Origin of the sequence: Bacteroides sp. GD17, assembly GCF_038448625.1 — a bacterium.
Classification (GTDB): domain Bacteria; phylum Bacteroidota; class Bacteroidia; order Bacteroidales; family Bacteroidaceae; genus Bacteroides.
In genome coordinates this window covers 836,268-857,732 of record NZ_JBCEZS010000001.1, presented here as the reverse complement: position 1 = coordinate 857,732, position 21,465 = coordinate 836,268, and the positions used below count along the sequence as shown (strand labels likewise).

The 21,465-nt window shown below is 48.0% G+C and carries 17 protein-coding genes; all 17 read right to left on the bottom strand.

Annotation, left to right across the window (positions count from 1 at the left end; genetic code table 11):
• Positions 1 to 6: 6 nt before the first annotated feature.
• Positions 7 to 1,713 carry a potassium-transporting ATPase subunit KdpA gene (gene kdpA, locus AAE250_RS02925; protein WP_342288656.1) on the bottom strand — a complete coding sequence of 569 codons (1,707 nt, stop codon included), beginning with the start codon at positions 1,711 to 1,713 and terminating at the stop codon, positions 7 to 9.
• Positions 1,714 to 1,725: 12 nt separating this feature from the next.
• Positions 1,726 to 1,806, bottom strand: coding sequence for a potassium-transporting ATPase subunit F (locus AAE250_RS23605; protein WP_446715720.1), 81 nt, complete (start codon positions 1,804 to 1,806; stop codon positions 1,726 to 1,728).
• A 603-nt stretch (positions 1,807 to 2,409) separates the two neighbouring features.
• Entirely contained in the window at positions 2,410 to 3,753 is a 1,344-nt protein-coding gene (locus AAE250_RS02920; RefSeq protein ID WP_342288655.1) for a sigma-54-dependent transcriptional regulator, read from the bottom strand.
• A 152-nt stretch (positions 3,754 to 3,905) separates the two neighbouring features.
• Positions 3,906 to 4,613, bottom strand: coding sequence for a hypothetical protein (locus AAE250_RS02915; RefSeq protein ID WP_342288653.1), 708 nt, complete (start codon positions 4,611 to 4,613; stop codon positions 3,906 to 3,908).
• Between the two features lie 150 nt (positions 4,614 to 4,763).
• Positions 4,764 to 5,555, bottom strand: coding sequence for an SGNH/GDSL hydrolase family protein (locus tag AAE250_RS02910; protein ID WP_342288652.1), 792 nt, complete (start codon positions 5,553 to 5,555; stop codon positions 4,764 to 4,766).
• Positions 5,556 to 5,569: 14 nt separating this feature from the next.
• Complete coding sequence (locus tag AAE250_RS02905; protein WP_342288651.1) at positions 5,570 to 6,757, bottom strand: AGE family epimerase/isomerase; 1,188 nt, start codon at positions 6,755 to 6,757, stop codon at positions 5,570 to 5,572.
• 6 nt (positions 6,758 to 6,763) lie between these two features.
• Complete coding sequence (locus AAE250_RS02900; RefSeq protein WP_342288650.1) at positions 6,764 to 8,146, bottom strand: MFS transporter; 1,383 nt, start codon at positions 8,144 to 8,146, stop codon at positions 6,764 to 6,766.
• A 27-nt stretch (positions 8,147 to 8,173) separates the two neighbouring features.
• Positions 8,174 to 9,352, bottom strand: a complete 1,179-nt coding sequence (locus AAE250_RS02895) for a glycoside hydrolase family 130 protein (protein ID WP_342288649.1) — start codon at positions 9,350 to 9,352, stop codon at positions 8,174 to 8,176.
• A 143-nt stretch (positions 9,353 to 9,495) separates the two neighbouring features.
• Positions 9,496 to 10,959, bottom strand: coding sequence for a TolB family protein (locus tag AAE250_RS02890; RefSeq protein ID WP_342288648.1), 1,464 nt, complete (start codon positions 10,957 to 10,959; stop codon positions 9,496 to 9,498).
• Between the two features lie 8 nt (positions 10,960 to 10,967).
• On the bottom strand, positions 10,968 to 12,734 hold the full coding sequence (locus AAE250_RS02885; protein ID WP_342288647.1) for a DUF6057 family protein: 1,767 nt from the start codon (positions 12,732 to 12,734) through the stop codon (positions 10,968 to 10,970).
• Between the two features lie 7 nt (positions 12,735 to 12,741).
• Positions 12,742 to 14,196, bottom strand: coding sequence for a TolB family protein (locus AAE250_RS02880; protein ID WP_446715719.1), 1,455 nt, complete (start codon positions 14,194 to 14,196; stop codon positions 12,742 to 12,744).
• Positions 14,197 to 14,239: 43 nt separating this feature from the next.
• On the bottom strand, positions 14,240 to 15,685 hold the full coding sequence (locus AAE250_RS02875) for a DUF6057 family protein (RefSeq protein ID WP_342288645.1): 1,446 nt from the start codon (positions 15,683 to 15,685) through the stop codon (positions 14,240 to 14,242).
• Positions 15,669 to 16,274: a DUF4369 domain-containing protein gene (locus AAE250_RS02870; RefSeq protein ID WP_342288644.1), complete on the bottom strand. Its 606-nt coding sequence runs from the start codon at positions 16,272 to 16,274 to the stop codon at positions 15,669 to 15,671. The genes AAE250_RS02875 and AAE250_RS02870 overlap by 17 nt, the downstream gene beginning before the upstream one ends.
• Before the next feature lie 22 nt (positions 16,275 to 16,296).
• Entirely contained in the window at positions 16,297 to 17,442 is a 1,146-nt protein-coding gene (locus tag AAE250_RS02865) for a Rid family hydrolase (protein ID WP_342288643.1), read from the bottom strand.
• 900 nt (positions 17,443 to 18,342) lie between these two features.
• The gene (locus tag AAE250_RS02860; protein ID WP_342288642.1) at positions 18,343 to 18,747 is read right to left on the bottom strand and encodes a hypothetical protein; all 405 of its coding nucleotides are present in this window, start codon (positions 18,745 to 18,747) and stop codon (positions 18,343 to 18,345) included.
• An 83-nt stretch (positions 18,748 to 18,830) separates the two neighbouring features.
• On the bottom strand, positions 18,831 to 19,667 hold the full coding sequence (locus AAE250_RS02855) for a hypothetical protein (protein ID WP_342288641.1): 837 nt from the start codon (positions 19,665 to 19,667) through the stop codon (positions 18,831 to 18,833).
• A 26-nt stretch (positions 19,668 to 19,693) separates the two neighbouring features.
• Positions 19,694 to 21,463, bottom strand: a complete 1,770-nt coding sequence (locus AAE250_RS02850) for a RagB/SusD family nutrient uptake outer membrane protein (protein ID WP_342288640.1) — start codon at positions 21,461 to 21,463, stop codon at positions 19,694 to 19,696.
• Positions 21,464 to 21,465: the final 2 nt, after the last annotated feature.

Sequence of the window (21,465 nt, the reverse complement as noted above, 5' to 3'; positions counted from 1 at the left end):
TACTACTTACAGACTAAAATATTCAGCAATCGTGCTCAGTGCATGAGCCGGGAAGAATGACAGAGCAGCAACAATAAAGATCACAGCGAAAGTCATCACCCCGAAAGTCAATGTATCTGTCTTCAGCGTACCAGCACTCTCCGGAATAAACTTCTTCTGGGCCAGCAGACCGGCAATAGCTACCTGACCTACAATAGGAATGAAACGTCCCAAAATCAGCACCCAACCGCAAGAATAATTCCAGAAGTATGTATTATCGCCCAAACCTTCGAAACCGGAACCATTGTTGGCAGCAGATGAAGTGTATTCATAGAGCTGTTCACTCAACCCGTGGAAGCCGGGATTGCAGAGCCAACCGCCTTCGCCCGCCACAAACTCGGGATGATGGGCAAACAAGTAGCTGGACAAAGCCGTACCTACCAGAATGATGAACGGATGCAGCAATACTACAAAAGTTGCTATTTTCATTTCGCGGGCTTCCACCTTCTTTCCGAGGAACTCCGGTGTACGTCCCACCATCAGGCCACTGATAAATACGGCCAGGATAATAAATGTATAGTAGTTCATCCAGCCCACACCTACGCCGCCGAACCAAGTATTAATCTGCATGTTCAGCATCTCCATCATCCCGGAGAGCGGCATCGTAGAGTCGTGCATACCGTTTACGGAGCCATTGGACGTAACCGTTGTCGTGATACTCCACAATGCAGTAGCTCCCGCACCCAGACGGACTTCCTTACCTTCCATGGCACCGTCGTTTTGTGCAATGCCCAGTTCGTCTATACGCGGATTGCCGCCCATCTCCTGATAAACATTAATGCCGACACCCACCAAATAGGCAAACAGCATTACACCGAAGATACTATAAGCCAGTTTCTTCCTCCTGGAATAAAAGCCCAGGGCAAAAACCATCGCCATCGGAATGACGAGGATAGCCCAGCATTCAGCGATATTAGTCAGATAAGTAGGATTTTCCAACGGATGTGAAGAATTGACGCCGAAGTATCCGCCTCCATTCGTACCCAATTGCTTGATAGGAACAATGGCTGCCACAGGACCTTGCGAAACCATCTGTTCTTGTCCTTCGAGGGTAGTCACTTGCATCTTGCCGTCAAAGCCCATAGGAGTACCTTGCACAATCAAGATAAAACCTACAATCAACGAAAGCGGTAACAGGATACGTGTACAGCTCAAAACCAGGAAGTTCCAGAAGTTACCGATAGTCTTCGTCGTTTTAACCGAGATAGACTTCATGATACCTGCCATACAAGCCATACCGGTGGCTGCCGTAATAAACTGGAAGAGCATAATAACGAACAGCTGTGTAAAATACGTCAAGCCACTTTCGCCCGAATAGTGCTGCAAGTTACAGTTTACCATAAAACTGATACAAGTATTGAAAGCCTGGTCGGGTGTTTGCGGGCCATTGCTATCCGGATTCAGCGGCAACCAACCTTGGGAAACCAGCAATACCATGCCCCACACAAACCAGAAAGCATTCAAGATAAGAAGCGCCTTCAGGAATTGCTTCCAGTTCATTTCCTCATCAGGCTTGATGCCGCCCACTTTAAAGATCAATCTCTCAATCGGCTTCATAAAGTCCGACCATGTTCTTTCTCCTTTATAGACTTTGGCAATGTATCTTCCCAGCGGATAAGCTATCACCACCATCAGGAGAATCTGTAGGATTACACCTAAAATTTCTGTATTCATTTCCTTAAACATTTAAAACTTTTCGGGCTTTACGAGCACATATATCAAATACCCGAATACCGCAATACCTAATACAAATAAAGTTGTGTACATACGTTCTCTCTCCTTTCTAAATCTTTTCAAACCAATCTACACATTTCCAAAAAAGCCAGAAGGCGAACAAGCCGCTCAAAAGGCAGAAAATAAATGATACTGTTATTCCCATGTTCTTTTACCTTTTAAAAATTGATACTATTAGTTTTATCTGCCATCCTATTGCGAAAGATGTGCCAAAAACAAGAAGAAAGAGATAAAGCGCAGATTATCAGAACATTTATTTATAAGTATACGAAGCAAACAGAGTTTTCCGCCCTTTCATTTTGAAAAGGTATCTTATCAAAACAGAAAAAAGAAACCCCTTCATGCTGTGTTTTATCACAAACATGAAGGGGTTTTCTGTTATGTAAGTCGACTACTCTCGTGCCTGCCAAAATCTCTCTTCCGTACTATGGAAACTTCCTTTCGTGCCTATCTAAACTTAGAATAAAGGCTTTATTCTTAGAAATAAAGGTTTAATTCTTAAGAATAAAGCTTTGATTCTTAAAAATAAAAGCTTTATTCTAAGCTTAGATAGGCACGAAGAGAAGTTTCCATAGCCTGAAGAAAGGTTTTCATCAGGCATGGAGAAAGGTCTTCATCGCAAGTTAGTAGAATCAGTTAGATTTTATATTCTTCAATCTTCCGGTAGAGCGTTGTCAGCCCGATTTTCAGTAACCGGGCGGCCTCCGTCTTATTCCCCTTCGTGTATTCCAGCACACGAGCTATGTGACGGCGCTCCATGGCCGAAAGTTCAAAACTGCCGGGCGCACTTTCGTCCGACTGTTCGTAATGTGAATTCTGTATTTCCAGCGGAAGATCGGCTATATCCAGCCGTCCGCCCTCGCAGACGATGAGGCTGCGCTCTATCACATTCCGAAGTTCGCGGATATTCCCCTTCCAGAGTTGTTGTTCGAGTGTGGCAAAGAATTCGGGAGTGGTTTCGGTGATGGTACGGGACAGCTGCGTGGAGAAATCTGCAATAAAAGCCTTCGCCAGCAAACGTATATCTCCCGTACGTTCGCGCAGGGGCGGCAGATGTACCTGGAACACACTGAGGCGATAGAACAAGTCTTCGCGGAAACGCCCGGCGGCAATTTCTTCGGACAAGTTGCGGTTGGTAGCAGCAATGATACGCACATTGACGCGCGTCGGCTTCGTATCTCCTATCTTGATGTATTCTCCCGTTTCGAGGATGCGTAGCAACTTGGCTTGCAGTTCAAAAGCCATCTCGCCGATTTCATCGAGGAAGATGGTGCCATTGTTGGCTTCTTCGAACAAGCCTTTCTTATCTTTCAGGGCACCGGTAAAGGAACCGGCTTTATGACCGAACATTTCGCTCTCCAACAATTCTTTGCTGAAAGAGGAGCAGTTGACAGCCACGAAGTTCTGCCGGGCACGCTTGCTGCCGTGGTGAATGGCTTGGGCAAAAACTTCCTTTCCCGTACCCGTCTCTCCCGTCAGCAATACGGGAACATCCGTTCCAGAGACTTTCTGCGCCAGTTGCACGGCATTCTTCAACACTTTCGACTCTCCCAGAATAGAGTCGAACGAATATGCCTGCCCCACCTTCTTCTCCAACTTCTCCAGGCGAACATTCATGCGCGCCTTATCTACGGCACGACTTATCAGTGGAATAATCTTATTGTTATCGTCGCCCTTGGTGATATAATCGAAAGCACCGTTCTTGATGGCCTGCACACCGTCGGGAATGTTACCATGCGCTGTCAACAAGATAACTTCCACGTTGGGAGCCGCCTTCTTGACGGACAGCACCAAGTCCACCCCGTTTCCGTCGGGGAGGAATACATCACACAAAGCTACATCGGGATTTTGAAGTTCCAACTGCTTCATAGCAGTTCTGCAATCCCCTGCCTGACAGACCTCATAGCCTTCCAACTCCATCATGCGCGCCAAGAGGGTACGAATTTGCACCTCATCATCAACGATCAGAATCTTACTCATAAGTAATGGTATAAAAAAGTTTAGCTTAAAACAGGGGACTGCAAATATAAAGCTTTTCCCCGAAACACACGGCACATCTTTTGAACTTTTATGGTAAGGGAAGCAAAGCAATAAGATATTGACTAATCGCTTGAAGTTATATCAATAAGAAACTACAATTCAGAAGTATCAATTTTACACTTAGAAGTAACTTTATCAATTATTACACGAATAGTATCTTTAGCCAATTGGGCACTCTGATATATATCATAACCTTCTATATCAAATAATGCAATGTCATTATACCAATCAATGATATATACAGGCACATCTACATTTCGAACTAGTACTCTCAAGTTAAGAGCCTTACACTTTCTTGCATAAGTAGTACTCGAACGCAAGGTAGTCGGACTAAATGTAGTGCCAGATATAGTTTTACCTATACATTCAATCTCAACATCTACAATCTCATCAAAATCAATGATTATATGTTCAATTGATCTTTCTGAAGGATTAATACTAATCACAAGAAGTTTTTCCGATTCATTATCAACTACCAGACAATGTTTTTTCGTCCCATATTTTGAGCTAAAATTATTGACATTAGAAGACATTCCAAAACCGTTGATTATGGATTCTTTTGAAATAGTAAGTTGAGAGTTTATAGTTATCCAGATTTCCTTATTCAATAAATCAAAGACAACAAAGATATTTCCCTTGGGAGTAGAAACCATTTCATACTTTCTTACGCCTTTAGCTTCAATTTTATTAGTTATGGATTTTTTCCTCTCTTGATAAAGACTTGTAGCATTTACAGAAAAAATTAATCTAATACTAAATATTAGCAATAAAACAGAGATGAAAACAATGAATAAATACATATTTCGTGCAATTGATTAACGCATTTTATTTTCGTTTGTGTTATATCTCTTTTCCCAATAAGATAATAGCACAATAGAGAAACGCAACAAATGTACGAAATAGTTCCATATATCCTTTTTTCTCAGGCAAATTTATGTCTATAACAAAATTTAGAAGAAGTTGTTCCGTATCTCCTTTGCAATATAGCGCCCCATCAACACCTGTCCCTCTTTGTCGGGATGCAACCCGTCTCGCAGGTAGCGTCCGCGTCCGGAAGGCTGTTCCATCTTCTCGGTAATGCCGCTGCCGGAGTAACAATCTATCAATTGCACGGAGAGTGCTTGGCAGAGTTCGCGCAAGATGGCAATCTTTTGCAGATTTTGGGCATTATGTTCCGTGCTGCCCGTCTGGATAGGAGTGCAGACGAAGACGCGGCACTGGGGATAATGCTCAATAATCGTCTGGATGGCCCAGCGGGCACCACCCGCCATGGTGGTGACGTCCACCTCATCCAGCGTTTTACCTTTCAGCGCTTCTTCGGCACTGCCCAGGTTACGGTCGTTCGTCCCCATGGAGAAGACAAAGACGTCGGGTGCAGGGTATGCACCGCTTTCCACTTCGGAAATAAACTTCTGAATGTGTACTTTCGATACATTGTTGTGACGCATCTGCATCTCCATCTTATCGTCCGTACGCTGCCAACCGCCGGAGATACCGGAAAAACCGGGACTGCCGTAGTCCTGCGTATCGGCGTAGCAAGCCCAAGTGGCAGAGCCTACCGCCACATTGTGGTGCGTGGCAAAGCCGAGCACATCGACCACCGTCCGCGACCATTGTTCACCTGCTGTGATACTGTTACCATCACATCCAAAATTCAGCTTGCTGAAGTCGGGATTGAGGGATTGCGCCTGCAGCGCAATCCCAACCCAAATGAAAATCAAAAAACTACTTAACCTACTCATGAAAATCAATCTATTTATGAAAAACGTTCTATAATCTCTATACACATGCGACCGTTGTGATACGGGCATTTCCAGAAACCGGCTTTATCATCGGCAGTGTTCACGGTTCCGTCGGCACGGACACTCCAATGCCATTCACCGTTTTTGTAATCTATCAGATGCTGCTTGATGAATTCCCAGCAGCGGAATGCCTTTTGTAGGGACACTTCGTCATCGAAGTGCTGGTAGAGGTTGACGTGACCGACGATATTCTCGGCCTGCACCCACCAATGACAGTCGGTATCGGTCTTGCTCTTGTCCGGGAAGGTTTCGTAAATCATACTGCCTTCAGGCGTCAGACCTTCGGCGGCAGCGGCGGCAATGTATTCCACCAGAGGCTCCACCTTTTCCAAGACAGCAGCATCGCCCAACACAAGGGCAGCTTCATGAATCAGCCAGGAGGCTTCGATGTCGTGTCCGTAGGAAATGATGTGATGCTTGCTCACCCAGTCGTCACTAAAAAAGAGTTCCAGATGGCCGGTGTTGATATTCAATATCCTGTCTACGAACAACGTTATCAAGTTACGGAGTTGCTTCTCCAGGCGCGGATCTTTCCACACGCGAAACAGGTTGGTGTAAGGTTCCAGGATGTGCAGATGGGTATTCATAGTCTTGCGCTCGTTCTCGTCCTTGGCACTGAGACGCATGTCGGCCATCTCTCCCCACTGACGGGTGAGGGCTTCGCAGTAACCGTTCTTCACGGGATCGAAGCTATGTGCCTCGATGCTTTCGAACAAGCGGATGGCATAAGCAAGAGCTTCTTCGTCGCCCGTAGCACGATGATACTCACTCAAGCCGTAGATGCCGAAGCCGAGGGCATAGATTTGCTTCTTGGTGTCGAGCGGCCGACCTTGATAATCGAGCGACCAATAGATACCACCGAATTCATCGTCATAAAAATGGTCGATGATATAGCGCTTGGCACGCGTTGCTGTGGCAAGATACTCTTCTTTCTTCAACAAGCGGTAGGCAGACGAAAACGTCCACAAGATACGGGCATTCAGGATAGCTCCTTTCTCCGCTTCCGGCATCAGTTTTTCCTTTCCGGTGATGCGACCATAGAAGCCACCATTCACTTCGTCCGTCATTTTATTTATCCAGTAGGGGAGGATATTGGCTACTAGTTCCTCCTGCACCTCCTGCTTTAATGTCTTGACATCCATAATTCTTTATTGTTGAGTCTTTCGTACAGATTTCAGTTTCTCATTTACTTCTGTCACCCGTTCCTTGGTCAGCGGATAGAAGTATACCACCACGATGGCCAGCACAGCCACGGCAGCAGGAATCCAGCTCATCAGGAGGTTCAGTCCCATAAGCGCCTCTTCTGTCTGCACCGCACCGGCAGCCGTATTATAACCGAATGCCGCCAATATCCACATCACCGCCGCACCACCGAAGGCACCGCCAAACTTCTGCGCCATGGAAGCGGAAGAGAAGATAAGTCCGGTAGATGCCGAGCCGTTCTTCAGCTCCGCATAGTCCGAAACATCGGCATACATACTCCACACCAGCGGCGACACAATGCCCGTGCAGATGCTGATAACCACCTGCATCAGCATCATCAACCAAAAGCCCAACGGCGAGCAGGGCAGGTAGAAGAAGAGGATGCTCAGGAAGGCCAACGCCACCATTGTCAGTATATATGTGGACTTTTTGCCGAAAGCACGTGAGAGCGGCACCGTCAGCACTACCCCTACCATGTTCAGCACCTCGCCCACGCCCAGAAACAGTCCGGCATAGAAAAGGATCGACCAATTGCCAAGGTTCAGGAAAGCGTTGTCTCCAATGTAATCCTTGAAGAAATAGGCAGCCGTAGCCCCGCGCACTGTATTGAATAAGTTGGAGCAGAGTGCTGCACCTATCAGCAGCCACCACGGCACATTGGCCATCAGCGACTTGAAGTCCTTCCCGATGGAAAGCGTGGAGACGCTCTTCACATACTCGCGCGTCATGGCAAAGCACAGCAGGAAGATAATCAGACATAAGGAAGCAATCACAATCATGGCGTACTGCCAGCTCGTTGTCACCGACCCCGTCATTTCGCGGAACCAGCCACATAACGGTTCCCATGTAAAGAGTGCCACAAAACTGCCGGCATAGGCAAAGAACATACGGTAGGAAGAAAACACGGTCTTCGTGTCCGAATCATCGGTCATCACCCCCAGCATAGCACCGTAGGGCACATTGATGGCCGTATAGACCGTCATCATCATGATGTATGTGATATACGCCCAGACCAGTTTACCGGTCGGTCCGAAATCGGGAGTCGTGAACAGCAATATTCCGCAGATAGAGAATGGTAATGCTATCCACAGCAGATACGGGCGATACTTCCCCCAGCGCGTATGCGTGCGGTCGGCAATGATGCCCATCATCGGGTCGGAAACGGCATCCCATATACGCGTCACCAACAGCAGTACGCCGGTGTCGGCCAGGCTCAGACCGTAAATATTCGAGTAGAATATAGGCAGGTAGTAGGAGAATATCTTCCAGAACATGGAGGAGGACATGTCTCCGAAACCGTAACCTATCTTTTCTTTGAGTGTTGCCATAGTTCTTAGATTTCAGTGATTCACGATTTAATCACCATTTATTATTTGGAGGTTTTTGTCTATCAGTTTATTCAGTGTTGCTACCGAAGCCGACGAACACAGACCGTCCGCAGGCGTATTCATGCAGTAGTCCACCAGTTTGTCTACGGTCGAGGTAGCCACGTGCATCCGTGTGTCCGAGGAGGCGTAGTAGATGTATACCGTTCCATCCTCATCGGCAATCCATCCGTTGGTAAAGAGCACATTGCTCACATCGCCTATCCGCTCCTCACCCTGGGGCACCATGAAGGCACCGGCAGGCGCGGCAATCAGTTGCGTGGGGTCTTCGAGCGACGTCATGTACATATAGAGCACGTAGCGCAATCCGGCCGCACAGGCACGGACGCCGTGGGCCAGATGCAACCAGCCCTTTGCAGTCTTGATGGGATGCGGACCTTCACCGTTCTTCACTTCCTTGATAGTGTGGTAGTAACGCTGGTCTATAATCTTTTCTTCTTTTACTTCGGCATGCGTCATGTCGTCCACCAGCGCCCAGCCGATGCCTCCACCGCTTCCGGCGTCAATAAATCCATCTTGCGGACGGGTGTAGAGAGCATACTTTCCGTCGACAAACTCAGGATGCAACACCACGTTGCGCTGCTGGCTCTTTGTTTTCAAGTCCGGCAGGCGTTCCCAATTCTTCAAGTCTTTGGTGCGGGCAATGGCTGCTGTAGCCGTAGCAGAGGATAAATCGCCGAGAGGAGCCATATCATCGTGGCGTTCGGCACAGAAAATGCCATAAATCCATCCGTCTTCATGAGCCGTGAGGCGCATGTCGTAGACGTTCGTAGCCGGTATCGTATCTTCGGGCATCGTTACCGGATAGTCCCAGAAGCGGAAATTGTCGATGCCGTTAGGGCTTTCGGCCACAGCAAAGAACGATTTACGGTCGGCTCCCTCCACGCGCACCATCAGCAGGTACTTTCCGTTCCACTTAATGGCGCCGGAGTTCATTGTGGCATTCATGCCGATACGTTCCATCAGATAAGGGTTGGATTTCTCGTCCAAATCGTATCGCCAGAATATGGGGGTATGGGCTGCCGTCAGCACCGGATATTCATAGCGGGTGAATATACCGTTCCCGCCTTCCACGGGCACATTCTTTCTCGTAATCAACTCTTCATATTCCTGAATCAGGCTTTCTACCTTTTCTTTAAAAGTCTCCATGCACATTATGTTTGTTATTATTAATTCAAATCCACATTTATGATTGCGAATAATGTCTATGGGCACAAAGATAGCCGATTACGCCAAGCGATAATGATACAATTTTATCCCTTTACTGTATTATAAAGCAGAATACAAAAAAATTATTCCCGTACTTCTACCGGAACACGCTTCCTCGATACAATCCGCCTTTCCACCTTCCGGCGTTCCAGCTTCACCGGCTCGCTCGTGAACTCAGGAACATTGTACGAGCAGTCCAAACGGTCGTAATACGCCCACGGATTCTCCTGAGGTAACAAGAAGGGTTTGCTCACCTTGCCATTCTCGTCCATACATGCCAAGTACAGACGGGTGTAGAGTCCATCCCCCCTGCGGCTGCTGAACACAAACCAGCGTGAGTTGCTGCTCCAATTGTGGAAGCTCTCCGTATCGTCACTGTTCACTTCCTCCATCGGGCGGAGCGTGCCGTCCTGCAAGTTCATCAGCCACAGATCGGCCTCCTTGTGCCAGATGGAGAAGTTCCCGTAATCCGACAAGGTAAACATGATGTACTTTCCATCGTACGAGGGTCGCGGAAAAGAGATACTTTTCTTCATTGCAGCCGCATTTATCAAGGTATCCACACGCTCGCCGAACGTGCCGTCCTCCGGGTTAAAGTCTATGCTGCACAAGTTATAACGTATCTCTTTATACTCTTCCGGTATCGGCTTCGCTTCTGCCGAACAGAAATAGAGTTTACGCCCGTCGGAGGAGAATACGGGAAAAGTTTCGAACACTTCCTTCTTCTGCAACAGCGGAGAGAGCAGTAGCTCGTGCGTCTCCGGATAATATACCAGCACATCCGACGCCAGGTCCAGCACCTCCACCCGTTCATCCTTCACGGCATGGAAAGACTGACGCGTATTGTTCACGGAATAGGCGATATACTCTCCGCTCGGATGCCAGTAAGGATAGACGCAGGCAGAGAGCGTAGAATCGGTCTTGGTGTCCAGCATCTCACGCTTCTTACCGATCTGCATCAGCGTGCCGCCGTTCTTTCCGCGGATATGCAGGCTCAGGTGGTCCGGTTTGGTTTTGTTGAAGGCGTGGCAGTTCATGCACATGCCCGGCACCATTGTATTCTCCAACAGGGGACGCTCCCTAAAAGTAGAAAGGTCGCGTTCGTAGATGCCCATCTTGCTGTACACCTCGTAGCCCGGTGCAAGCTTGCGATACACTACTCCGTAATCAATGGGATAAGTGCTGACGTACATCGGGAAAGAGCGATACTGCCTCCACTTACCGTTCTGCCTGACGGAGACTGTAAACAAGAGGCTGTCGCCTTGGTTTTCTTCCAGCAGTTCTTCCCAATCTTCCTGCGGGAATGATACTACTTTATCATTTACATGCACTTCGCCGGACTTTCCTCCGGTCACCGTCACATCCACCCGTTCATACTCCCCGCCGATACAGTTGAAGTTCATCGGGGCAATGGTTGCAGGTATGGTCACACCGATATAGTCGGGATAAATATGGGGCCACTCGTCCACCGGTTCGGGTGAGGTCACAGCATTGCTGCAAGCTGCCAGCCACAACCCCAGTAATATGTAAATAACTATCTTCTTCATCTTTCTGCTTACTTTTTAAATAACAAATAATACCAGTATGTATTGCCATAACGTGCTTGCAGCATCGGCCGGGCATTCTGCTGAGAGGTATATATCCGGGCAAAGTCCGTCACGTCCTTCGTCACTTGTTGAGAGATGCTCCACGGCATGCCTTGGAAAGACTTGTGCGTCTGCGTCCATACATATACCAGCGCTTCCTGATAACTGCGCGGAATGTGATTGTAACCGGCATCCTTCCCCAACGGATAGTATTTCATGAAGCGTTCCAGGTCGCGCTGCTGCATGACGTACGCCAACATATACTCAAATGCCATCCGATTGCGGTGATTATGCTGGTACAGCAGTCCTAACATGATGTCCATTTCCCGTTCGCTGAACAAGAAGTCCTCGGTATAGCGAAGCTGCCTCAGCCTGCCCCACTCTTTATGCGCATTGATTTTGTCTTCATTGTACAGATAGGTCATGGCGTTTTCCGCCCAGTCCTTGTAGAAAAGGGTCTTTCTCAACGCACGCAGATATCTGGCCGCCACTTCATACTGTCCGTTAATCAGGTTTGTTTCTGCCAGGCGCTTGTAGCAGCGTCCGCTTTTGCGGAAATTGGGTATCGCCTCCATCGCTTCGAAGGTGAAACGCTGCGCCGTATTGATCATTCCCAAATGATAATACGCCTCACTGGTAGGCAGCGGAGAAGTGAAGTCGCGCTGGAAAGCAGGCAGCAACCCCTCGGTGCCATTCTGGTAGAACTCAAACATGCGGTCGCCCAACTGTCCCGTCATCCCCAAAGCAAGGTTCAGGCAGGTCACCCCGAAAGGCGAGGTCGGCGATTTCTTTTCTGCTTTTTCTATAATCCTTTGCCACTGTCCGTTACGTACCAGTCTGTCATAGTCCATCGCCTCTTCTTTATCCATATCACAGCCTGCGGCAACGAAGTAATATCCGCCCACCACAACAACCAGCACCTGCAAAGCCCCGCACCAGAGCGCCTTCTTCCTGACCTCCGGCAAAGCCGCCATCACAAAAGGAAGAACGACCAGCAAGGCAGCAAGCCCAATCTCAACAAAAGGAATGGCGGCGGGGAAACGGTAATAGCCGATACCTCCCATCAAACGGTAAATAGGATATTGCATCCACATACTTGCCAGCAACGGACCGGCTGCACCCAGCAACCCGACGCCCAACAGCATGCCCACCCCTCCGAAAAGGTTCTTATTGACAAGACTGTTCCGGAACTCGCGTATCATGACCCACCCCATAAAGATGAAGTGCACCGCCCCGGCCGTCCAATACAACAACGGAAGAGCAATCAGAATATAAATAGTCCGCTCCCACCTGTCCTTCAAGTCGGTATATGCACCGGCTGCAAACAGGGTCAGCAACAAGGCAACGGCAAACGACAGCATCGCATTCTCGTCCACCATAAAATACCATAGAACGAGGACGGGCAGAAAGCTCAACGGATAGTAGACACCGGACGCCCCCTGCTCTTTCGCCAACTTCCAGACCAGGCGTTGCAGCAGAACAAACAAGAATGCCAGGATGCAAGCGCCCGCCCAGGGATAGTAATAGAATTGCGTCAGGTATTCCGCAACATAGTCCGCCAGCCCGCCGGGAACTGCCACCCGCTCCCACCAGTAATCCGAACCGAACAGGAAAAGCTGGAACTGTTCCTGGTAGGAAACATGAGCCGGATAAACGATTCCCCAAAAGAGAAGCACTATCACTCCAAAAAGGATTGACAGCCCTATTTTCCATGTTTTTTGCAGAGATGAATTCATGTGCACATCATTTAAAAGGTTCCGCCTTCAGTTGCCGGTTTATCCGCTCGATGGAAGCTGCATCGAATGGAACGGGAGTTGCCGACAAATCGGGTATATTATAAGATTTCAATGTCAAATCGTCTTTTTCCGGGTCCGATTGGGGCAGGACGAAAGGCTTGCATGCTTTTCCGTCTGCATCGAGGTAAGCGAAATAGACCCGCCCGTACTGTCCGTCTCCCCGCTTGCTGGCAAAAGCAAACCAGCGGCTGCCGGACGACCAGCTATGATACGTATCCGAACGGTTGGAATTCACCGCTTCCAGGCGGTCAATGCTTCCTGTCTGCAAGTCCAGCAACTGGAGTTCCGTTTCGCGATGCCAGATGGGGAATGTTCCGTAATCGGCCACGGTGTAGAGCAGATAGCGTCCGTCCGGCGAGGCTTTCGGATGACAGACGGAACCACTCATCAGCCGGGCATTCCAAAGGGTATCGACCCGACTGCCCCAGGCACCATGTTCCGCATCGAAAGCAATGCGGCAAAGGGAGTATCGCAATTGCCGCACACTATCCGGCAAAGCCACCAGCGGGGCCGAACAGTAATAAATCCACTTACCGTCCGCAGAGAAAGTAGGGAAAGTCTCCAAAACGGTACTGTCTGCCGTCAAGGGAGATATGAGCATGCAGTTCTCGTCAAAATCGGCGATTGCCAAGTCGGAGACAGTATCATAGACTTCCAGGCGACGGTTGGCTTCCGTATGGAAAGCCGGGATAATGATGTTGGAGGAGAATACGCCGTAACGTCCGCCGGGATGGAAATCGCCATACACGGCGGCGGATATCATTTGTTCGTTCTTCAACGTCAGTTTGCGCAACTTGCCGTCGCGGTTCAGAATCGTTCCGCCTCCCTCGCCACGCAGGTGGAACATGGAAAGGTTGCCGCTGTTGCCGCCATGCACATGGCAGTTCATGCATTTACCGTCCGTCCGGCTGTTATCCGCCAGCACACGTTCGTCAAAGTTCTCGATGCAACGCTCGCGTATTTGCAGAGCGTTCCATACCTCGTAGCCCGGTTCTATCAGACGGTAACTGACGTAAGTATCGAGGCGGTCGGCCACCACCTGCCACGTAAAGGGAGGATAGCGCAGCCATTGTCCGCCGAGACGGGCCGTAACCGTGACTTCCAAAGTCCGTCCTTTCTCCGCTTCCAGCAGTGCATGCCAAGGTTTCAAAGGAAACACCACCTTATTGCCGCGTGCATTTACTTGCAGGCTGTCCAAGTCTCCTTTCACTGTGACGCAAACGGCATCTACCCCTTCATTGCGCAAAAGGAAATTCAAAGGGGCTATGTTGCAAGGGATAGTCACGTCCTGATACTCCGGGTACAGCACTAACGGACGCTCCGCAGGCTTTACGGATTCGGGACGGAGCGTGCAGGCCTGCAGGCAGCACAACAATCCGACAATCACCACTATGTATCTCATCATTCTATCCACCACATTATCACTTTATCACATTATCACCCTATCACTTTTTCATCGTTGCATAATGGAAGTAAAACCAATAAGTCTTTCCGTATTCGGCTTGCAAGATGGTTCCGTTTCCACCATTTGCCTCGTATCGTTTGGAATACTCATTGAATTCGTCCAGCACCTGGGGCGGTATCCGGTACTTTTTCACTTCTTCTATCGGCGCATTGCTTCCGGCAAGATAGATAAGCAATCCTTCGGCATATAGCCTGGAAGGGATTCCGCCTGCCGCAAACTCCCGGTAATCTTCAGCAAAGGCACCTATATCCTTGTTCAACAAATCGAAGCACAGAAGATAATCACGCGCCATACCGTTATCCGGATTACTCCGCAGCAGATGGCGCAACGAAAGCGGAATATTGGAGGAAAAGCGCAAAGTATCCGTCACGGGCAGCAACTGCTGTTTCTGTTCCAGCCATTGACGTATCTCGGACGTTTGCCGCCCGGGAATGCGGCGTTCGGCCCACTGCCGGTAGCACATTGTTTTCTGCAAGAGGCGCAGGTATTTCATGGCGGCAGCCTCATCGCCATTAATCAGGTTTATCTCCGCCAAGCGCTTGATGGCTCTCGCTCCCGTATGGCGGGGAGAGAAAATCATTCCCAGGATGGTGGCATGTTCCGCCATCGTCATGTCTCCCAAGGCAAACCAAACTTCATTGGCTGCATAAATCGTAAGATAGGTAGATGTAGGTGCTACGGGCAAGAACAGTCCTTGCGAAGCCGGCTGATAATAATCCGTCAGTTTATCGGGAAGCTGCATCTGCCGGGCATGTAGCAGATTGTAGTAGTAGGTGGCAAACGGAGCATGCAAGTCTTGCTCTGCCAACAGCTTCTGTACCTTCTCCATACGGCCGAAGTACGTTTCCGAATCCAAGGCTAAAAGACGCTCCCGTTCCAGATTAGGCGTATTGTACCATCCCGAAGACCAGTTGCCATAGCCGAACAGCCAGTAACCTGCCACCACCGCCAATACACCGACCGGCAATCCCAACTTCCACGAACACCTGAAACAACTGCGACATAACAGAACAAGACTTCCGATACCAATCAAGGCTATCGTCCCGGACAACGGATAAAGCAATCCGCACTGCCGCCCGGCTTCCCAAACCACCGCCGCCACAGCGGGCAACCATGCCCAACGCCCGATATAAGGAAGCAGTAAGCGAAAAACGACCATTCCCCAAAGCAACAGCACAACAGTCATAATAGCCGGTCCTCCGCCTTCGTAATAGAAGAATTGCGTCAGGAAATCGCCCAGCAAACCTGCCAGTGCCGCCGGATGCTTCAGATATTCGGTCAGTGCTTCGGAAGCATACAAAAAGAGCTGCGTCTGCTCCCGGTGGAACAGATGATAGGGCAGCAGCTTGAAGAAAAAGAGGAACAGCGCCAAAGCACCCACTCCCGTCACGCCCCATTCAATGTATCTTCTATTGCAGGCTTTCATCCAACTGTTTTTGCTGTTCTTCCGTCAAGGAACTGCGCAGCATTTTCTGCATGAATTTTCCTAATGTATTGTTTCCCTGTTCTTTCAGAAAGAGGAAGTTCATTTCCTGTTCCTGCATTCTCAACGTATCGCGCATTTGCACCAGGCGCAGCGAATCTTCTCCAACCGCCTTCCTCAGCCCTTTGTGGATAAACCGATAAGCGGTTTGTTTCTTCTCCCGGCCCTCTTTCCATACTTGCAACGCATCATTCTGCGGAGTACCCGTCACCGAGCCAATGGAGTCGGCTTTCGCATGGATAGTCCCCGGTTCCGTCACAACAAGCAGTTCCTGTATGCGCAGGCGCAGAATGGGACGCAAACGAAGTACCCTCATCTCCTCCCCCTGACCGGAAAAGGAGAAAGCGGCATTTGATATCTTTACAGAGTCCACCCGCCCCGGTGCATTCTCCATCGGTACGAGGTATATCCACTCACCGTCGTACTTTGCAGAAGGCAATGTGCCTTCAATCACAAAGTGCTGTCCGGAGTTTCCACAGCTTGCCAGCAAGCAAGAGATTATACCCAGAAACAAGATACGTGTCTTCATCATAAAATCAGTGATCCGTTATTTATCAAAAAGGCTGATAAGCAGCGTTTCCTGCTTTCTTCACAGCCATACATTCCATTTCGACCAGCCATCCGGGACGGCATACGGGCGCCAGTGTTATCACCTTGGGCACTTCCGGGAAACGTGCGTCGAACATTTCCTTTACTACGGCATAATCGGCCGTGTCCCGCAAATAGACTATCACATGTCCCATGTCTTCAAAGCCACAGCCCGCCTCTTTCAGCAAAGCTTCCACATTCTCCCACATCCGTTCCGTCTGCCGGCGGACGTCTCCTGTATGTACCACCTCGCCTCGGTTGTTGATGCTTGCCGTACCGGAAATGAGCACTTGCCGACGGTCTCCGTAATCCACCGCCGTGCCCCGTTCAAAGCTGACGCCATACTCATAGGTAGGGTTCAGGTGTGTGCGGGCATAAAGATAGTTAATTTGTCCGGGGTTCAGGCCTTCTATGGCAAAAGCATCGAGCATCACCAATACTTTCGGGTCGGCATGCCGTCCGCCAATGCCGGTGCTGGCTATGTAGTGGGTCTTTTCCGTCAGGTTCTGAGTAACAAAGACTTCATTACGCGCTTTCACTACCCCGGCATAATTGCAGTCTACATTCTGCACAAAGATCCAGGTACGCAGGCAGTTGGCAGCCAGCGTACAGTTTTGTTCCATCAGTTGCATCGTATAGTCGTTCAGCAGCAGGCGCATCTGATATTCCGAATTGGCGGCACGGTTGGAACTGCCTCCCATCCAAAGCTGGCGGTAAGCGCCGTGCGTCACTTCATACAATCCGTTCGAGAGTGCTTTTGTATGCACATTGGTCTGCAGATATACCCATAAAGCGATTTTGGTTCCGTCCAAAGGAGGTTGTTCTATGATGGAAAGGGCACAATCGGAACTCTCCGCCGTAGCGGCAAGTAGCAATTCCGCCTGATTGGCAGCATCACTCAGAAAATATCTTTTGAAGACAGCCACAGCACCGGACAATTCGTTTTTCAGCAAGGCGGAATACGCATCCAGCACTGCATCCATCTGTTCACGGTAGGTCTGCCTCGGATTAGCGGCATGTATCATTACGTGATATTCGGCCACCCCACCGTCCACTATAAATGCAGACACTTCCACTCCGGCATGTGGGTAAGAGTATGATGTGTATTTCATAAACTTAATAAGATATTATTTAACGCAAATATAGCTAATATTTAGCAAGGAGACGAACAACCGGGATAAAAAGAACAAGTATCTCTGCAAACTCGCTCAAGCTAAACCAATGTTTTTAATGATATTACCAGCACTCCGTCACTTTTGCGTATAATCAACTAATTATTAAAACATTAACGCGTGTAGGTAAGCGTGTAGGTAGCGTGACGGTAAATGCCTACCGTCACGCTTTTTGGGATAAAAAAGCAACAAATCATCGTTATACCTTACTCATATACAATCATTTACCCCTGTCTTTATAAGCTTCCCACAAACGTGTACAAATAACTTCTATTAACACGAAATATAGAGGTTTTTGGCGTTTACCTCAGCATTTCCGAACCGAAACAGGTAGACCAAAGAACATAAGAGCAAAAGAAGGAATGACGTTAAGTATGTTCTTTTGTTCTTCTGTCTTAAAGAGAAACCTGCATTAGCTTCGTATGTTTTGTACTTTTGCCTTGTACACAATCCCCTTCGCCTATATCTGTTTCTTCGTCCCTCGGCTGCGGGCCGAACGGTTGTCGTACCAGGGCTGTACAGCCCACAACTGTCCCCCGAACAGCCTCGAATCGAGGGACGAAGAAACAGATAAGGGATAGCGACAAAAGTAATAGGGCAAAGCTATATTTTATACAAAGCATTCCCCTATTCTTCTATTGATTGCCGAACGAAGATGAATAGAGTAAAGACTAAAGATGAAAAGGCGAATTTCACAATCCGCCTTTTCCTGATTTAACCATTAAACAATTGTACTATCTGGTTAATATCTTTATACTTACCAAATGTTACGAACGGCACAAAGGGCCGAGGGTAACGACAACTGTTTTGCGTTGAAAATCTTTCATATATTCAGCAAATCTACTTCTTGGAATTATCAATAACTGTAAATCCAACATGGCCACTTTTATAAAATGTCACAGTCGAACCAACGCTTACAACACCATCAGCGTTCACGACCGCAGAGTAACCATTAGCAATAGATTCAACAACATACGTTCCACTGGGTATAAAATAGAACCATATACTCATATATGTAACACTTCCGTGCAATACAATACTTCCACCAGTATCTTGATTTAGAAGAGTTATAGATCCACCCGTAAATTCGGGGGTAGAAGTTATTACGACCCTTGCATATCCTTCCGGAGTAGGAAGGTTATTTGACATTGAATACGGTCCAAGAACATCATTTGTTTGTTCATTGCCAGCATTTGCAGCTAACACAAACAAAATAAAAGATAGAGTAAAAAATATATTTTTCATTGTACACTGAATTTATAGGTCAAAAGGAGGAACTATAACATTGTTCCCCCTATATTAGCTTTTAACTACTCCAAAATCGACTTTTACTTGTTGGGAATCTTCTTATAGCAGAAAAACCAACCTTCATAACCATTGGACGAAGGAGCCGCCAACACAAGATGGTCACCATCAGCCTTGATAATCTGATAAGTGTAACAACGTTGGTTGCCATCATTAGGCAATACACCCAACAAAGGCACAGTACCATTAAATTTCATCGTACCGACTCCCCAACCAGCTACATCTTGTTCAGCAGTAACAATAACAGTGCCTTGTTCACCACGACTGGTATTAACACCGCTCAAATTGAGAGAGAACCAAGCACCGACTCCATCATCTGGCAATCCTTTTCCCACAGCTTGTTCATCAATATCAGCTTGGTCGGGCGCACCCCACCAACTGGGTCCTGTGTCACCTCCCCATGAACCATTGCCCCAGTAACGTGACAACCTATCGTCCCACGTCCAAGTAGTAGTACCAAATCCACCTTGACCATCACCGAATACATCATTATAGATAGCGGGCAGGTCAGTAAATTCACTTACATTAATACTTTTCGTATTGGATTTCGTGATAGAGCCGTCGTGATTTATCGTAGTGACATAAAAATCAACGCTACGAGCAGGGGGAACTACTTGGCAAGCAGGTGCAGTACCCATGGCAACACATGCATCCGTGCTTGCATCATATACTTTTACATAACGGGCAGGAGAAACATTGAATATCAAATTATTGTTTCCTTCACTCTTGGCAGAGATAGTAAACGAATTAGTCAACTCCTCAGCTGTTACATTGCCATCTTTTTCCATTTCATCTACCATAGGATCGCAAGCTGCGAAGAACAATGCCAATAACGAAGTTGCGAATAATATCTTTTTCATATCTTTTTTCATTTTAAATTCATATTCTATTCTTGCCAACCATTATACTCAGCACTTGCATCCGTATAACCCTCATTTTGTTCTACCTTTCCTTCGTTCAGCAGAACTTGGTTTTCGGGAATCTTCTGGAAACCTGCCGTTGCTTTATAACGTGCGGCATAACCGCCATTCTGTGCCGCGTTTCGGCTTTCAGCCCCATTTGTATAAACCTTTGTTCCAGTCTGTCTTTCAAGGGCATCGGCAGCAACGTGCCAACGGCGAATATCATTCCAACGAGTACCTTCAAAGCAAAGTTCCCAACGGCGTTCATTCTGCAATGCAGCCAACGAATATGCACCAATAGGAGCAAGTCCGGCACGGCTACGTACCCTATTAATGCCAGCTACATCCTCTTTCAATTCAGACTGCATCAACAATACATCGGCAAAACGTATCAAAACCAAATCATGAATGGAACCAGTCTGCATCAAGTTATCATTAATCCAACCATCAGGGCCATACATTATCTTCTCAAATACCGGTTCAATCGTCTTATTTCCACCCGCATCCGTGCTATAAGCCATGATAGAACCGATTTTCATCTGATAATAATCGGTTTCTTGAATAAAGCCGTCACCACCGCCTTTATTATAGCTTGGCATATCAGCCGTCTTGAAGATGGAGGCCGGACGACGAGCATCCTCTTGTTCTGCCACACTCCAATCAGTATAAAGGTTGGGAGCTACAGGACCTGCACCCCATCCTTGTCCGAAAGGAAAGGAGTTCGCCTGGTCGTTGCCACGCACGCCAAAGTGCAAAGCGTAACCGTTACCATAACCAATGGTAGTACTCCAAGAAGCAAGCTTATTGAACTTAATGGCAAACATGGATTCCGGATTTACAGCTGCATCATCTTCTACCCACTTCAATCCTTGATCAGCTGTAAACGGGAAATCCTCCACAGTACATTTGTTGGTATAAGCCCACAAATTACGGAATTCAGGAACAAGGCTATAACCGGAATTATTAACGCAATCATCAATATAGCCAATCACATCTTGCTTAGTCAAAGTACTTCCATCGGGCAAATCGACAGAAGTCAGCGGACTATAATTCGTGCTAACCAAATCAGTCAGATTCTCACCATTGCAATACATGCCAGTATAGAACAGCCACGCACGCCCTAACATTGCCTCTGCAGTGTATTTGTCCACATGCCCATCTGTATTGCGTACAGCAGGCATATTATCGGCTGCGTCACGAAGATCTTGTAAAATCTGTCCCCATATAACGGCAGCTGCAGGCGGAGTAGTATCTTCAGGCAGCAAAGCCGTAACTACCAAAGGTACACGCCCATACATGGAAGCCAATTCGTAATAATAAAAAGCACGCAGGAATTTGGCCTCACCCTCGGCTTGTGCTCGCACCACCGGGTCCATCTCTATACCAGACAGCGCTTCCAGCAGTGTATTGGCACGATTAATTCCCTGGTAACGGGCTATCCAGAAATCTTGTGTAGCATCTGTACCCGTATTGCAAAGCAGATCCAAGGCTTGCATAAGCTTATCATTAGGACCACCGCCGCCCAACATATCATCACAAGCAAGCAAAGCATTATAAAGGAAAGATTGCTGTGGGAAAGCATTCACATTATTCAAATTCTGATATATGGCAGCCAAAGCCTGATTGGCATCTTCGGCAGTTTTCGGGAAATTGGTTGTATCCTTTTCTGTCAAACTCATCGAGTCCAGACTGCAAGAAGCAAAGGTTCCTGCCACCATCAGAGCTGCCCCTATTAAGTATGCTATTTTTTTCATTG